Source organism: Rudanella paleaurantiibacter (assembly GCF_009184635.1).
Classification (GTDB): Bacteria; Bacteroidota; Bacteroidia; order Cytophagales; family Spirosomataceae; genus Rudanella; species Rudanella paleaurantiibacter.
Genome location: NZ_WELI01000020.1, coordinates 25,765 through 42,338, shown reverse-complemented (window position 1 = coordinate 42,338; position 16,574 = coordinate 25,765). Strand labels below are relative to the sequence as shown.

At 54.2% G+C, this 16,574-nt stretch carries 7 protein-coding genes and 1 pseudogene; 6 read left to right on the top strand and 2 right to left on the bottom strand.

Annotated elements, in window-relative coordinates; all coding sequences use genetic code 11:
- Nucleotides 1–110: pseudogene (locus tag F5984_RS26845) on the top strand (IS5-like element ISMra2 family transposase); the annotation flags it as partial.
- Between the two features lie 593 nt (nucleotides 111–703).
- Here F5984_RS26845 and F5984_RS25780 read toward each other — a convergent pair.
- Together F5984_RS25780 and F5984_RS25775 are read right to left on the bottom strand one after the other, a co-directional pair.
- The gene (locus tag F5984_RS25780; RefSeq protein ID WP_185155649.1) at nucleotides 704–9,118 is read right to left on the bottom strand and encodes a putative Ig domain-containing protein; all 8,415 of its coding nucleotides are present in this window, start codon (nucleotides 9,116–9,118) and stop codon (nucleotides 704–706) included.
- A 1,061-nt stretch (nucleotides 9,119–10,179) separates the two neighbouring features.
- Nucleotides 10,180–10,422 (bottom strand): helix-turn-helix domain-containing protein, encoded by a 243-nt coding sequence (locus tag F5984_RS25775; protein WP_019991429.1) that lies wholly within the window; start codon nucleotides 10,420–10,422, stop codon nucleotides 10,180–10,182.
- 168 nt (nucleotides 10,423–10,590) lie between these two features.
- Here F5984_RS25775 and F5984_RS25770 point away from each other — a divergent pair, with 168 nt between their 5' ends.
- The 5 genes from F5984_RS25770 to F5984_RS25755 all read left to right on the top strand — a co-directional run bounded on the left by F5984_RS25770 (nucleotide 10,591) and on the right by F5984_RS25755 (nucleotide 16,445).
- A complete protein-coding gene (locus tag F5984_RS25770) occupies nucleotides 10,591–11,403 on the top strand; it encodes a LytR/AlgR family response regulator transcription factor (protein WP_152127183.1) in 813 nt (270 codons plus the stop codon).
- A 5-nt stretch (nucleotides 11,404–11,408) separates the two neighbouring features.
- Entirely contained in the window at nucleotides 11,409–12,581 is a 1,173-nt protein-coding gene (locus tag F5984_RS25765) for a sensor histidine kinase (RefSeq protein ID WP_152127181.1), read from the top strand.
- A gap of 142 nt (nucleotides 12,582–12,723) precedes the next feature.
- Nucleotides 12,724–12,855 (top strand): hypothetical protein, encoded by a 132-nt coding sequence (locus tag F5984_RS26965; protein ID WP_262884523.1) that lies wholly within the window; start codon nucleotides 12,724–12,726, stop codon nucleotides 12,853–12,855.
- Nucleotides 12,856–12,859: 4 nt separating this feature from the next.
- The gene (locus tag F5984_RS25760) at nucleotides 12,860–13,225 is read left to right on the top strand and encodes a hypothetical protein (RefSeq protein WP_152127179.1); all 366 of its coding nucleotides are present in this window, start codon (nucleotides 12,860–12,862) and stop codon (nucleotides 13,223–13,225) included.
- A 160-nt stretch (nucleotides 13,226–13,385) separates the two neighbouring features.
- Nucleotides 13,386–16,445 carry a lantibiotic dehydratase gene (locus F5984_RS25755; RefSeq protein ID WP_246169395.1) on the top strand — a complete coding sequence of 1,020 codons (3,060 nt, stop codon included), beginning with the start codon at nucleotides 13,386–13,388 and terminating at the stop codon, nucleotides 16,443–16,445.
- The last annotated feature ends 129 nt before the right edge of the window (nucleotides 16,446–16,574 follow it).

Sequence of the window (16,574 nt, the reverse complement as noted above, 5' to 3'; positions counted from 1 at the left end):
ATTTTAACCGCTTGAAACAGTATCGCCGGGTAGCAACTCGCTACGAAAAAACAGCCAGCAGCTTCTTGGCGATGGTTCATCTGGCTTCAAGTATGATTTTGTTGCTCTGATTGTCCACACACTCTAGCTCTACCCCTACCCGAACAGTTGTTGACTGGCCGCTAAAGCAGACGTCCGATAGATTATATTCATTCAATTGACCTGCGCTGCGAAACCCACAGCCGTCCCCATATTCATCCGGCCGATCAAGACCAAACGAATTGACCGCCACAAAAAAGCCCCTGCTGTAACCTGACAACCTGACGGCATAATCGTCCGTCCTCATACAGCTGCGCCCTGGCGTTGGTGACCCACCGTCCGTAGTTGTAACGACCCGTTGGGGGTAGATTCGGCTCACCCGCAATGACACTACGCTATCTGGTGACAATACCCCGTACAGAACCGGTTTATCCCCATCATAGGGTAGATCAAAACCTAACTCCTTCGTGCACCCGGAAAGAATGCCGAATACAATCGGAGCCAGCGCCAGCTTAGTGATACTTCAAAAAGTGATTGGGTGAATATGGGAAATGACCTTGTTTATACCAGAAAGCCTGCATGGATAGCCGGTTGCTGTGTTTCATACCACAACCAGTCTTTCCATACAGGCTTTACCGATTTTCGGGTAAGCTTTCAGTCGCAGGGTATTGTATTCCCCACCGAATTATTGCCGTACCACTTTTACCGTTTTGGTTCGGGTAGGTGTCGAAATCTGAAGCAGATAGGTGCCTGCCTCCGACCCCAGCGACACCCATTGCCGTACCCCTTGCCCCGTGGGCGCAATAGCCTGGCTACTCATTAAGCGGCCCTGTGCCGATACCACCCGCAGGTGCAGCGACTCACCAGCGGGGTTACCCACCAGCACCTCTACCCAGCTGTCGGGTGTGGGGTTGCCCAGTACGACCACGTCCAGCTCCGAGACAGACTCGGCCGCTATCCGCGCAGGTCGGCTACAGAATTGGCCGAAGTCGAACACAAACGGAGTGCCCTCCACGCCGTTCTGCCGTACCCGAATCGTCACCGGCTTGGGGTCCGCCCGCAGACCGGCCTCAATCACCCCGTTGACGTTCGTTGTCCACCCCGTTATCCCAATCGCAAAGTACTCCACCGCGGCCCCATTGCCCCCCGTAAAGCCAAAGGTGATGGCCCCGGTCTGGCAGTTGTAACTGACCACGGTAGCCGCCAGCGGCCCGCCTACAGGTGGAGTGGTACCGCCTGCCCCAATCACGGTGATGACAAAGCTCGTGCTGGCACTCAGCCCACCCCCATCGGTAGCCGTCAGCGTTACCGTGCTCACGCCTGATACCGAAGGTGTACCCGTGATGGTGCTGCCACTCAGGCTCAGCCCGGCGGGCAGGCCCGAGGCTGACAGCATCAGACTAGCGGGTGTCTGGGCGTCGGTAAACACATTACCCACATTGAGGCTGTAACCCACGCCGACCGTCGCCGATTGTGGCCCTACACCATTGGCCACCGTGGGTGCCGTATTGGTGGGCGGCTGGGGGTTACCCGAGCAGAAACTACCAAAGTCGAACACAAACGACCTGCCGGCCACGCCGTTCTGGCGAATCTGCACGGTAACGGGTTTGGGGTCGGCCCGCAGACCGGCCTCAATCACTTGATTGGGGTTGGTCGTCCAGCCGGTGATCCCGATGGCCAGGTACTCCACGGGTGAACCGCTGCCGCCGGTGAAGCCAAAGGTGATGGCCCCGGTCTGGCAGTTGTAGCTCACCACGGTAGCGGCCAGAGGCCCGCCCACGGGTGGGGTGGTGCCGCCTGCTCCACTCACGGTGATGACAAAGCTCGTGCTGGCACTCAGCCCACCCCCATCGGTAGCCGTCAGCGTTACCGTGCTCACGCCTGATACCGAAGGTGTACCCGTGATGGTGCTGCCACTCAGGCTCAGCCCGGCGGGCAGGCCCGAGGCTGACAGCATCAGACTAGCGGGTGTCTGGGCGTCGGTAAACACATTACCCACATTGAGGCTGTAGCCCACGCCGACCGTCGCCGATTGTGGCCCCACACCATTGGCCACTGTAGGCGGTGTATTAGCAGGCGGGGGCGTACCGGCACAGAAGGCCAGCGCATCCCAGCGGAAGCTGACGGTGATATTGCCCTGAGTCGCAAACAGGGTGAAGGGCTCCACGTTCGGTTTGCCATCCCGGATATCCACAGCTACCTGCGCATCGACCGTGGCCGAGCAGGAGGTGGTGGGCCCAGTGATGCCGATTGCTGCATAGGTAATGGGCGAACCGTTGCCCCCGCTGGTGCGGAACTGAATCTGCCCGGTGGCGCAGTTGTAGATCGGTTCGAGCAGAGTCAGGGGGCCACCGAGGGTGCCGGGTTGTGAACCACACACACTCACAGGGGGCGGAGTCACACTGGCCGAGACGGCAAGGGTGATCTGGGCGGTGGCCGAACAGCCGTTGGGTCCTGTTCCGGTGACGGAGTAAACGGTTGATCCGGTGGCCGACGTAGGCGGGTTGATGGCGGGGGTGGTCGCTCCGGTACTCCAGCGATAGGTAGCTGCCCCGCTGGCGGTGAGGGTAAGGGTTTGTCCCTGGGTGATGGCCGAGCCGGGGTTGGCGCTGATGCTCACGGTGGGCAGCTCCTGACTAGCCTGTACGGTCACGGTGGCTACGGCCGAACAGCCTCCGGCTGCGGTAACGACTACGGAGTAGGTTCCGGCCGTTGATACGGTAGCCGTGTTACCCGGCCCTGACTGGCTCAGGCCCGGTCCCCAGAAGGTGTAACTAGCCCCGGCGGGTGAGGCTGTCAGCGTCACGGTTGGGTTAGCACAGGTAAGCGTGCCCGAGGCCACGAGCGACGCATTCACGGCATTGGTGGCGCTTTCGACCGTGGTGGTGGCCGAAGCCGTACAGCCGTTGGCGGCTGTGACAGTCACCATGTAGACCCCTCCGGCCGCGACGGTGGCCGTGTTAGCGGTACCCGACTGGTTGAGGCCCGGACCGGTGAAGCGGTAGGTGCCCTGCCCGGCTGGCGACGCGGTGAGCGTGACGGTGGGGTTGGCACAGGTCACTGTCCCCGATGCGGCCAGCGAAACCGTTGGCGGAGTTTTGTCTTCGCTAATCATCACCGACGCAGAGGCCGTACAGCCGTTGGCGGCCGTAACCGTCACCGAATACGTCCCGGCCGAGTTGACCGTGCGCAAAGCATTCGTGCTGCCGTCCTCCCAACGGTAGCTACCCCCGCCCGACGCGGTGAGCGTGGCGGTGGGATTAGTACAGGTAAGCGTGGCCGAAGTGGGGGCGATGCCCGCCGTGGGCGGAGTGGTGTTGCCCTGCACGTTTACGGTGGCTACGGCTGAACACCCTCCAGCTGCGGTAACGGTGACCGAATACGTACCGGCTGTTGAAACGGTAGCCGTGTTGGTAGCTCCCGATTGGCTCAGGCCCGGTCCCCAGAAGGTGTAACTAGCCCCGGCGGGTGAAGCCGTCAGGGTCACCGTCGGATTGGCACAGGTAAGGGTGCCTGATGCCACAAGGGAAGCGTTCACCGCATTGGTGGCGCTTTCGACGGTGGTGGTGGCCGAAGCCGTACAGCCATTGGCGGCCGTGACGGTCACCATGTAGACTCCTCCGGCCGCGACGGTGGCCGTGTTAGCGGCACCCGACTGGTTGAGGCCCGGACCGGTGAAGCGGTAGGTGCCTTGGCCCGCCGGTGAAGCGGTGAGCGTGACGGTGGGGTTAGCACAGGTCACCGTGCCAGAGGCCGACAAGCTGACCGCGGGCAGGGTTTTGTCTTCGGAAATCGTCACCGACGCGGTGGCCGTACAGCCGTTAGCAGCCGTAACGGTCACCGAGTATGTCCCGGCCGAGCTAACGCTTCGGATAGCATTGGTGCTACCGTCTTCCCAGCGGTAGTTGCCTCCACCGCTTGCGGTGAGTGTCGCAGTGGGGTTGGTGCAGGTGAGTGTGGCCGAAGTAGGGGCGATGCTCGCTGTGGGCGGGGTGGTGTTCCCCTGCACAGTTACGGTGGCCACCGCCGAACAGCCTCCGGCTGCGGTAACGGTGACCGAGTACGTACCGGCCGTTGAAACGGTGGCCGTGTTGGTAGCTCCCGATTGGCTCAGGCCCGGTCCCGAGAAGGTGTAACTGGCCCCGGCGGGTGAGGCCGTCAGCGTCACCGTCGGGTTAGCACAGGTAAGCGTCCCCGAGGCCACGAGCGACGCGTTCACGGTGCTCGTCGCACTTTCGACCGTGGTCGTCGCCGTGGCCGTACACCCAGCCGCATTCGTGACCACTACGGTGTAGGTGCCCGGCAACGAAACCGGGGCCGTGTTCCCGCTGCCCGACTGGCTCACACCCGGCCCGCTGAAGGCATAGCTGCTGCCCCCCGTGGCCGTCAGTACAACCGAGGTCTGGGCGCAGGTCAGCGTGCCACTGCTGCTCAGGGTGGCCACCGGCAAGGCATTCACCGTGACCATGGTGGTAGCCACACTGCGGCCATTGCCCGCTACCGTCAGCGTAAAGGTCTGCACACCCGAGCCTGCGGTTTGCCACACCTGGCTGAACGACAGGTTCGACGAGGTGCCCGTGCCCGTGCTGCTGCCGTTGGTGAGGGTGTAGGCATAACTGCCCGTTACGTTGCCAATCGTAGCGGTAAACGTAACCGGATTATCCGTACAAATGGCCGTTGGTGAGGCACTCAACCCGGCAATAGTGGGTAGTGGCGCATACGTGAGGGTGAACCGGTTGGATGCCCCGTTGAGGTTGCTTGCCGCATCCTGAGCGACCCCGGCAGCCACACTCACGGACACCAGGCCAGGAGTTGCGGGGATGAAGTTGGCGGTGTACGTGCTCCCCGAGCCGGCAAACCCGCTCAGACTCCCGTTGCCCACCGTGATGTCCTCCACCACAAACCCGGTGACCGACTCCGAGAAGGTGAAGGTAAGGGGAATGGGGCCGGTGGGGGTGGGGTCCGTCGCCGAACTGGTAATGGTCACCGTGGGCGCACTGGTGTCGACGGTAAACGTGTTGGTGTTGCTGTCCACACTGGTGTTCCCCGCCCCATCCGTCGCGCGGGCCCGAAGGGTGTGAGATCCCTGGGCGAGCGGGGTGCTTTGGGCGAAGCTCCAGTTGCCGCTCGCATCGGCGGTGGCGGTGCCCACGGTTGATCCATCCACGATCACCGTCAGGGTGCTCGCAGGCTCGGCTGTGCCGGTGTAGGTGGGCGAGTTGTTGCTCAGCAAAGCGCCGTTGGCGGGAGTGGTCACGACCGGAGCGGGTGGCGGGGTGGTGTCGACGGTAAACGAGTTGGTGTTGCTATTGGCACTCAGTACGCCATCGCGAAACACGCTGGCGTATACGGAATGAGGCCCATCGGGTAGTGGCGAGGAGGACGTGATTGACCAGTTGCCACTCGCATCGGCGGTAACCTGGCCTTCAATAATGTTGTCCACCCGTACCGTGACCACATCGCCCGGGGCGGCTGTGCCGGTGTAGGTAGGCCGGTTCTGGCCTGTTACGCTACCATTGGCGGGTGTGAGCACGACGGGGGCCAGAGGGGCCGACGAGGTGGTGAAGGTTTGGAGGTTGCCGTAGCTGGTGCCCGCCCGGTTGATGGCGTAAGCGCGTAGGCTGTAGGTGGTGGCGGGGCTGAGTCCGGTTACGAGCTGACTATACGTTCCCACGCCGGCCCCCATCATCACTTTGGTGTTGCTGGTGGTTGGCGTGCCTGCCCCGGCCAGATACACTATCCCGAATTCAGTGACCGTCGCCCCTCCGTCGGCAGAAACGGTGCCCCCGAGTGTGGCCGAAATGCCGGAGATGTTGACGGCAGCCGCTGTTGAGACCGTGGCAGTGGTGCTTACGAATAAGGTAAAGAGCGGAGAAAAGCCTGAGCATCCGTTGGCATCCCGAGCCCGTATGATGAACGTAAAACTGCCGGGCTGGGCGGGGTCTCCAATCAGAACCCCTGAAGGAAACAAATTCATCCCCGCAGGCAAGGTGCCACTAACCACGCTAAAGCTGTATGACCCCTGCCCACCGGAGGCCGTAAACGTTTGGCTGAATGTCAATCCCAAAATGCCCGTAGTCGTGGTTGGGTTAGTGACAGTCACGACGGCCGTGTTACTCGTTACGGTTCTGCTAACGGTTGCGGTACAGCCATTAGAACCCGTGACCAGAACTGAGTAAGTACCGGGTGTGGAAACGGCCCGCGTGGGCATGGTCGAATTATCATCCCACTGGTACGAATTGCCGCCAACGGCTACCAGATTGAGTGAGGTTGTGCTACAGGTGAGCGTGGTTCCGTTAGGCGTATTGATTTGGGCACCGGGAGTCGCAGTGTTGCTATTGACCGTAATGGTACCGGTAGCTGTACAGCCAGCCGCATTTGTAACGGTAACTGAGTAGGTGCCTGATGCACTGACAAGTGCAGTACCGGCGGTTGGGCTCTGGCTGAGGATACCCTCTCCCCCACTACGTTCAAATAGATAGTTGTTTCCGCCCGTGGCAGTCAGGGTAATGGAGGTCTGGGCGCAGGTAAGCGGCCCGGAGGCAACAAGCGACACAGATGGTGGCGTTGTATTGACAAAAATATCGCGGAAAGCTGAAGCAGTACAGCCGCTCGGAGCAGTCACCAGCACGGTGTATCGCCCGCCCGTGGAGACATCCAGCGTAGGGCCAGTGCTCAATACAGTACTCGACGGATTTTTTCGAAACTCGTACGAGCCATTGCCTCCCGCCGTAAGCGTCAGGACGGGGTTCGCACAGGTAATCGTGTTTGATGGAGACACCGTTAGTGTGGCTGTCGGCGTTTGGAAATCCACGCTAATGGTAATGCTTGTCACGGACCGACAGCCGTCGGGGCTCACGGTTGTAACGCTATATACCCCACCCGTGGTAACGACAATACTAGACGAGGTAGCGTTAGTACTCCAGGTCTGCGACGCAGCCGTTGAGGCTGCCGTAAGGGTCAGGCTCGGATTGGTGCAGGAAATCGTTGTTGAGGGTGAGGCTGTCAGTGTGGCCACCGACAGAGGCAAAACAGTATGGACAATTGTAGCCGTAGCCCGGCAACCCTGAATATTGATTGCGCTAACTGAGTAAGTGAAGACCCCCGATATAGGCGGGTTCAAGCCATACGTGCCGTTTGAGCTGCTCAACGAACCAGAAAAGGGGGTTAATAAGGTGTAGCTATCAAACCCACTACCCGACTGCAAAACTACGTTGGTCCCCTGGCAGGTATTGTTGTTACTAAGCGACAGGGTGAGCGGTGGCGAAACAGTTGCCCCTGCTGTAGCCGTAGCCTGGCAAAAGCTTGTTGGGTGGCGGGCTGTTACTGAGAAGCTGTACGTATTGGCCGTTAACCCGGCAATTACTGTATTACTCGTCAGGCCCGCGTTAATGGTTTGTCCGGAAGGCAAATAGAAAATGTAATTATCCAAACCGGGTGTGGCACGCAGCGACACGTTTTGCCCGGCACAGGCATTGGTTGCTGTCAGGCTGAGAGTGGGTTGCGTGTAATCGCTAGCAATGCTCTTGGATGCCGTGGCCGTACAGCCATTGGCTCCGGTCGCGGTCACGGTGTGCGGTCGGGCAACATTCACGTTATTTGTTTGCCCGGTTGTGTTATTCTCCCAGCGGTAAGAGGTGCCTCCGTTTGCCGTCAGGGTGATAGCCGTCGTCACACAGTTGAGTACAGATACTGCAGAACCAATTGTGACAATGGGTGGCGTGGTATTACTGGTGATAACCTGTGAATCGACGGCCGTACACCCGTTAGCACCCGTGACGGTGACGGAGTATGTCCCGGCGGTATTCACTGTGCGCGTTGCGGTGGTCGTGTTGTTATCCCAACGGTAGGTACCTCCGCCGGAAGCCGTCAGGGTGATGTTAGGCACCGTACAGGTGATTTCTGTCGCGGGTGCCGAGATGTTGGCCGAGGGCGGGACATTTACGGTCAGCGTGGTGGTAGCGAGCGCCGTACCATTCCCGCTAACAATAAGCGAGAACGTTTGTGTACCACTCCCCCCTGCCGTCCAGGCCTGGCTGAAGGCGGTCGTGTTGGCGGTGCCGGTGATGGTCTCCGTGCCGTTGGTCAGCGTGAAGGCATAAGGCGGACTGACATTGCCCACCGTGGCAGTGAAAGTAGTGGTTTGACCCGTGCAGACAGGGGTTGTTACGGGTGCAAACCCCGCGAGGGTTGGAGACGGGTTCGTTGTTTCCTGTTCGTAGAGGTCAATGGTACCGTCGGCTCGGCCCACGAGCAAATCAAGCATTCCATCCCCATCTATGTCGGTCACGCAGGGTTTGGCATTACTAACTGCGCTAATATTATTGAAGTTAGTAGTAAGCTGGGTGACACTGGTTGAATTAACTGCGTTTTGTTCAAACCGATAGATTCTCCCCCCCCCTACACCCATCAATACATCAATCCGCCCATTTCCGTCCAGATCAACACAAAACGGAGCCGTGTTGCTGGTTAGGGTAAGGTAATCTGAGTTTACACGAAAAAAATCAGGGCTGTTCACATCGCTTTGGTTAAAATAGCCCACAATTCCATCGCCTTTTCCCGTGAGGAACTCCAGCCTTCCCTCGCCACTGAAGTCTGTCATGCCAACCACGGCAAAACTGGTCGTTCCCACTCCCCCAAACGACGTTGTTACTAAAACAAGCTGTGATGACCCTATGGTCGTTTGCTCGTATTCATGAACAAGCCCATCGGAACGCCCCAGGAGTACACTAAATTTCCCGTCGCCATCTGTGTCGACAACGCTCACCGTCACACGCCCCCCCATGTCAATAGTACCATTGCCATCGCTCAGGCTACCCAAATTCGTGAAGACAGTGCCATTAACTGCAGTCTGTTCATAACGACTTACGGTGCCATCGTCCTGTCCGACGAACAAATCCAGACGGCCATCCTGATCAAAATCAACAACTGTTGGAGCCGCTTCAGTCCCAACATCTATACCAGCAAAGTTGTTGGTAACCAGGCTATACGTAAGGGTAGTATTGGTGCGAGTCACCGTGAAGGACGAAGGCGTCAAGGCGTATCCACTGGCGTTTGTTACGTTGATGAGCTGGGTTGAAGCTACTCGGGGTACTGTCACGGTCAACTGTGTATTTGAGTTTACCGTGAATGGAGCTGAAATTTCGCCAAAACGTACGCTAGTCGTACCGCTAAGATTAGTTCCATTGATCGTAAGCGTGGAATGAATAGGCCCACTCGTGGGTAAAAACGAGCTAATTGATGGTGCCTGAGCGAATCCAGCATTCGATATAAAAAGCAGGGTAAATAGGTTGACTCCCAACCAACAAATCACCTTGTAAAAAATGCCCCCCGGCAGATCAGTTATCAGATCTGCACGAAACGTTGGTCTTTTCAGAAAAGAAGTGAGCAGACTTGGCAGTCGTTGCTCTCGCCCGAGCCATTGGGAAGGTGAAACTCGAAAAGAAGACTTCGAATCTACGGAGGCTCTCAACAGAAAACAGTAACGAAGTTTCATGAGAAGGTGAAAGGGGTTAATAGAGGTAGCCTAGGTGCTAACGGTCACTACCCAGCCGAAAAGTAGTAGTGATCGTTTGGCAACTATTTAGAGCTGGTATGTTTGCGCCTGCAAGTACGATCTGGAGCTATTGGAGTGCTAACACTCACGTTACATTGATCAACACCCATGTTACATTTTTAAGAAAACAGGTCTGCACAGCTGCCTGAAAACCCGTTTTTGTATTTCTACCCCAAAATCTGATAAGGTTGCGCTGCGGACAACAAGACGCCAAATTCACAATTGGCTAAAGCCAGGGAAGGCCCCACCCGGTTGCAGTACGAGCAGGGGTATATGAATCCGTATTCGAACAATAGAGGGGGGTGATGGCCTGATCGTCGGTCTTGTTCGATACCACCTGAACAAGCCCGACGATCTTAAAAACGTTGACTACCTCTACCTGTGTACGAAATCAAAATGCCCGTCCCCCAGAGCCGTTCAAGTGTGATTACACAGCGGCTCCGGGGGGCGGGCATACTTAGCCTATATTACTTGACTTGCTACGCCTTAGTCATTGTCAGGCAATGATTCAGCTATTTGCCGAATATTGAAAACAGGTTATTGGCCAATAAAATGATCTGGGGGTTACCCATGTATCCATATCTTTTCTTGATTGTCAACCCACTCTATGAAACCTGCTGCTTCACAGCGTGAACGATAAGATCCTGCAACGTCAGACTAATGAGGTCAACAAGACTGATGCCGTAAAGAGTAGCCACCTGCTGCAAAACGGTTAGCGACAGTTCGGTGCGACCTGTTTCCTTTTTGCTGTATGCAGCCTGACTGACTCCTAACTGAAACGCAACGTACTCCTGGGGGTAGTTGTGGATTTCACGAAGCTTGCGGATTTTGAGCGCAATCGGATTCATGTGCGTGCAGTGTTTAGTTGGGTGCTTTCGCATTGATTGATGAATCGAAGTAAAGACCGTTAACAAAGACGATCAAGTTATTTCGGCGAACCATACGTCTATTTCGGCAAATACACGTATACTTACGATGTATGCTTTCACCGTTTACCCTCGAGGCAAACCTGTCTTATGCAGCAAACTATCCGTTGTTTTATTGTAGACGATGAAGCCCCTGCTCACGTTCTGCTCGAGAAATATATCAAACGCGTTCCTTATCTGGAGTTGGTCGGGCAAACCTATAATGCGGTCGACGCCCTGTTTGCCATTGAGCAGGCCAAGCCCGACCTGATCTTTCTGGATATCGAAATGCCTGAGATGACGGGTATCGAATTCCTGAAAGCCTTACCCGCCAGCCGGCCCGATTTTTTGCGTCCAGCCGTGGTTATGGTGACGGCCTACTCGGAGTATGCGGTACAGGGCTACGAACACGACGTGTTGGACTACCTGCTCAAGCCGGCCCCTTTCGAGCGGTTTATGCAGGCGATCAACAAATACAAAGCCCGGCAGGGAATAACCACCGCTACCGCGCTCCCCCCCGATAGCTTGCCCACTTTACCAGCCCCGGAGCCCCTCACGAAACCAGTAGCAGAATCGGAGCCGGTGGAGACAGCCGGGCAAAAAGGCAATTTCTTTCTGGTCAAAGAAGATAAAAAGCTGATCCGTGTAGCTCCTGCCGACATCGTATTTGTGGAGAGCGACAGCGATTACCTTACCATCCATTTAGGGGATCGGACCATTTTGACCTACATGACAATGGGTAAACTGGAATCGATGCTGCCTGCGGACGAGTTTCTGCGCGTTAATCGTTCGTACCTGATTCGGTTGGGAGCCATTAAGGAAATAGACGGGAATTTGATCACCACTTCGAATGGGAAGCGGGTACCAATCGGCGTCACCTATCGAGATCGAGTGATGGAGAAATTGAAACGGATGATGCGGTAGCGAGTATGGACGAGCAAACAAAGAAAAAGTGGTTACGAGTTGGATTGCATGTCGGGTTATGGCTACTGTTCTACTTTGGTGTAGAACGATGGATGACTACAACAATTCACAGAGATAATAACTTGGTTATAAACATAATTAGTGGCTTAGACCTTATCTTATATGTGTCTTTGTTCTATTTTTTTGGCTACTTTATCTTTCCCAGGTTCTTATATAAAAAGAAAGTTACGGTTGTGATCGTTTCTATTGTAGTGGCCTATTACGTAACTTATTTAATTAACTACTTTACTTTCAAAAGTTTGTTGAGTATTACAGATGGATATGCAGGGAACGAGAAGACATACATAAGACGTGCTTGGGACGTCTTCTTAAAAGAAGAAGGTGGGTGGCTTGGCGGTTTTACAAGTTTACGTTTGTTGGCTTGGAATTACTCAATAAGTCTTTTTATACCAACAATTCTCTTATCGATTAAATCCATTAGGGATATCCTAAACTTTCAAAGAAAAAGTGCGAAACTAGAACATGATAAGCTTATTCTGGAGCGCGATAAATTAGCCTTAGAGCGCGATAAATTAGCCCTTGAGCAAGAGAATCTTCAGTTAGAAGTCAACTTTCTTAAATCGCAGATCAACCCTCACTTCTTGTTCAATACGTTGAATAGTGTCTATGTCGACATTATGGACACCAATGAACAGGCTGCCGAGCAGGTGTTGAAACTCGCCAGCCTGATGCGATATGGTTTGTATGAGTCGAACCAGGGACAGGCTGACTTAGCAAAAGAGATGGCTTACATTCAGAATTACCTGGATCTGGAACGGGTTCGGCACGGGCATCAGGTAAGCATCGGATTTGACCAAACGGGAAACCTGACGGGGTATCAAATCGCCCCACTCTTGTTGATTTCGTTTGTGGAGAATGCCTTTAAACATGGCGTCCGCAAAAGCAAGCAAGCAGCTTTTATTCACATACAGGCGTCTATGCAGGATGGGTTATTTACGTTTATTGTCAAAAATAGCCTCGGAGTCTCCGAAACAAATAAAGCCGGGATTGAACCCGGAGGGGTTGGGTTGGTAAATACCCGTAAGCGACTACAAATTTTATATCCAGACCAGCACGAACTATCAGTTGATGCCAAGCCTGATTCTTACCAGGTGACCCTCCAGCTACGACTCGCTTAGATTCGGCGTATTCATTCGCCGTGTTTTTTTGGGTATTGGCCGGGAGTAGCCGACCGATTGGACGAAATACTTTTTTTCTCGTTTTGTACCGCCATACGTTTGTTTCAGTAATCGCACAAAAAAAACCTAAACTGTATTCTTCATGCAAACGCAACTCCAGCCCCAGCGCCTTGTTCTCGTTAAGGAGCGCATCTACAACCTTAGTTCGGACAGCGTTCAGGGGAAACAAAAATCTGGCTTTTCATGCCTGATCACGATCATTACTGCTCAGTAATCGAATGATTCCCAGTCTTATCCTTTCTCATTACGGAGCCGGCGAATGTCTGCTCACTAAGTTTGTGAATCGCACCGGCTTTCTGGATGTCATCTGGGCCGGTGCATTCACAAATGAGACCGTTGAGCATCTCCAGAACAATGAGATTGGACTGACCTTGGCCTGTTTGCCCCCCCCTGATCGGGTAATTGAACGTTCATTGCTCGACGCATTACGCAGGCAGGAAAAACTGTTGCTCACAGCGCAATATCCTTTCTATCTGTATAGTCATTATGAGCTTCACCCCACGGCGTTTCTAAATGAACCCTATTCGTTCAGCCAATTTCAATATGCTCTGGAGTTGTGTCTGTCCGGACAATTGAATGAATAACAAGTGGGTAGCTCAATCGAATAGATCGTTTTTATACCGTTTATGAGATTCTTTGCCTTTTTTTAGTAGAACACTATGGGTATCTGGTACCTATTTGCAAAATTGAAGGGACCTCTCTTTATCATTTTGCTATATGTTCACTGTTTACCCTTTTCTTTTTGTGCGTCGCCCCGTATTCTCGATCAGCAAACTAAACGAGATGCAGGACCGCCTACTTCATCATACCCTGGACGAACTCCTTCGCGAATGGTACAGTGATCCCGCTGCTCAGGAAGCAATCTATCTGGCTTCCCCCTCCCTACACGAACGCTTTACACGGTGGCTATCGGGTGAGCAACTCTCCGACGTTCATAAATTGCAGCAAACGCTTTATAAGTACGCCATTCGAATGAGCACCCGGTGTACGCCATACGGCCTTTTTGCAGGCTGTACACTGGCTGACTCTGCGGATTATACGCGCTTGAGATCCAAAAGTCCGCAACCGGTTCGGCGGCATATTCGGCTCGACATAGAGTGTTTAATGGCCATTCGGGACTGGCTGATCAGACAACCCGTTATTCGCAACGGGATCTTATTCTACACCAACAATTCTCTGTATGCCGTTGGCGGTAATTTCCGGTATGTTGAGATGCAGCAAACCACCAAAGGCCGCAACTACTTCATTACCGCACTAACGGGCGATCCGTTTCTCAAACGGTTGTTCGAGCGGGCCAGAACGGGCGCAACCGTGCCTCAGCTGGTTAGCTACCTCGTGGAAATGAACGTTGAAGCAGGCGAAGCACACGCCTTTGTTAATCAGCTGATTGATGAACAGCTGCTTAGCTGCAATCTTGACCCACTACTCATTGGGGATTCGTATCTCGATGTACTGATTACCAGAGTGGTAGCTTTGCCACACACCGAGTTGATTACCCAAAAGCTGATACAACTAAAAGAGCTGGTTGCTTCCTCACCCAATGTGATTACACTCGGAAACCAGATCGGTTCCTGGCTGGATGCGCAACAGCTCGATGCCCCCGCAGACCGGCTACAGGTCGATTCGTTCTACGAAGAAGTACTAACCCTTGGGCAGTCGGCCATGGAAAATCTGCGGGAGCAGATTAAAGAGTTGGCCATACTGAATCAGCCCCACCATTGCCCGGATATGGACGACTTTAAACGCCGTTTTTACGACCGGTACGAAGAGGAAGAAATTCCGCTGGCCCTGGCATTGGATAGTGAATTCGGCATTGGTTACGGTATACAGTCTGGTTTAGGGGTTGGTTACGCGCCCATGATCGACGATCTGTCGTTACCCAATATCGAAGGTACCGCACAAGCCCCAGCCTGGAACTGGTGGCAATCGTTTGTACTGGATAAATACTCCGAGAGCCTCTACAGTCGTATGGCCGAGGTTGACTTAAGCCCGGCAGACCTGGACCGAATTACCAAACAACGTCGAGAAACGCCCGTTTTACCCGAAAGCTTTTATGTGTTTGGCAACTGGCTGGCAAAATCAGGGGAGGCCATTGATAGAAATGAGTACCGGTTTGTGATGCAAGCCTGCAAAGGGCCGTCGGCCGCTACCTTACTGAGCCGATTTTGTGAGGGCAGCGCCACCTTAACCGAAGCGGTGCAGCATTGTGTCCGAGTCACCGAGCGCCACCATCCCGATGTTATTTTTGCCGAAATTGTTCACTTTCCGGAGAACAGAGCGGGCAATATACTAACCCGTCCCACGCTTTATCAGTACGAGATTCCTTACCTGGCGCAATCGTCGGTCGATCAGAACCATCAGATTCCGCTCGATGATTTGATGATTTCGGTGCGCGAGGGGCGGGTGGTTCTGCGTTCTCGCCGGCTCAACAAACGGGTTATACCGCGCCTGACCAACGCCCATAACTACCATCAGGGATTACCTACGTACCGTTTTCTGTGTGATTTACAGCATCAGGATAGCTACCTGGATATACGCTGGAACTGGGGCGTACTGGCTGAGCAGGCTTATCTACCACGAGTACGTTACAAGAATATTATTCTGAGCCGGGCTACCTGGCAGCTACAGGCCAAAGATCTGCCATTGGGAAATCTGTTTCAGTTGGCAATCCAGTTGAATGAAAAGGGGCTTCCCCAGCAGTTTGTGGTTGGTATGCACGACCATGAGCTACTCGTGTGTCTGCATAATCCGCATTCGTTAAACCTTTTAGTTGCTGAATTACAGAAGCGAAGCAGCGTTCGGATCTATGAGTACCTCGCTACTACCGACAACTGCCCTGTATCAGTCGGTGGGCAACCCTTTACCAACGAGGTGGTTATCCCGTTCAGTAACCCGGCTGCGCCAAAATTGTCCGGTCTGTTGCCAGGTCTGACAACCTTGCCTCAGCGTCGGTTTTCGGTGGGCAGCGAGTGGCTATACCTGAAAATTTATACCGGCGAAAAAACGTCGGACGATCTGCTGGCCAATGTCCTGTATCCGATTGCTGAGCAACTGCTGTCTAACCGAGTGATCAATCAGTTCTTTTTTGTCCGGTACAAAGACGTCGATCCCCATCTGCGACTGCGGTTTCACGGAAACCCTTACCTTGATTTTCACCACGTAGTGATGCGGAAGGTTGAAGAAGCCCTCCGCGACCGTGTACAGGAGGGCGTTGTTCACCGGGTTCAGATGGACACCTACGTCCGCGAAATTGAACGCTATGGCCACGAGCAAATCGAACTATGTGAATTAATTTTCCACTGCGACAGTCTGACGACGCTTTCATTTCTGGCCCAGCATAAAGCGGTGTTCGACGAGAGCAGTCGCTTCGCCTTTGCCGTGGCCAAAATCAATTGGTTGTTAACAGGGGTAGGATTGTCTATTGCCGAACGAAGCCAGTTAATGAACCAGATGAAAGACGGCTTCTTCAATGAGTTTAACGGAGACGTAAACCTGCGTCGGCAGCAGAACGAAAAGTTTAGACACTACCGTCCGGTAATTGATTACGCACTTGGTACCGCTTATCAGGATGTTTTGAGACAAACCATGCCGGATTGCCTGACAGTGGAGCTGATGAACAAACTCCGCCAGGCATTTCCGGGGACAAAGCAGCTTATGCCAATTCTGCAAAGCCTGATCCACATGCTTATGAACCGGCTTTTCCCGGCTAAACAACGGGCCTATGAGTTAGTGCTTTATCACTGTCTGGCTAAGTATTACGATGCGCAGAAGGCCCGACAACCTGCCAATCAGGCGTTAGCCTAACGAGGGAGCATACGTTATAACCTGGCGGAATAAACTATGACCAAATGGATTATAATACAACCAATAGTTATTGAAAACGGGGGGAAATACGGCCAATTTTGAATGGACAAACAAGCACAAACAAGACGT

Bases quoted from the DNA above. Each gene is read 5' to 3' on its own strand.
- F5984_RS25765 (WP_152127181.1), top strand. From the start codon at position 11,409: ATGGACGAGCAAACAAAGAAAAAGTGGTTACGAGTTGGATTGCATGTC.
- F5984_RS25760 (WP_152127179.1), top strand. From the start codon at position 12,860: ATGATTCCCAGTCTTATCCTTTCTCATTACGGAGCCGGCGAATGTCTG.
- F5984_RS26965 (WP_262884523.1), top strand. From the start codon at position 12,724: ATGCAAACGCAACTCCAGCCCCAGCGCCTTGTTCTCGTTAAGGAGCGC.
- F5984_RS25775 (WP_019991429.1), bottom strand. From the start codon at position 10,422: ATGAATCCGATTGCGCTCAAAATCCGCAAGCTTCGTGAAATCCACAAC.
- F5984_RS25770 (WP_152127183.1), top strand. From the start codon at position 10,591: ATGCAGCAAACTATCCGTTGTTTTATTGTAGACGATGAAGCCCCTGCT.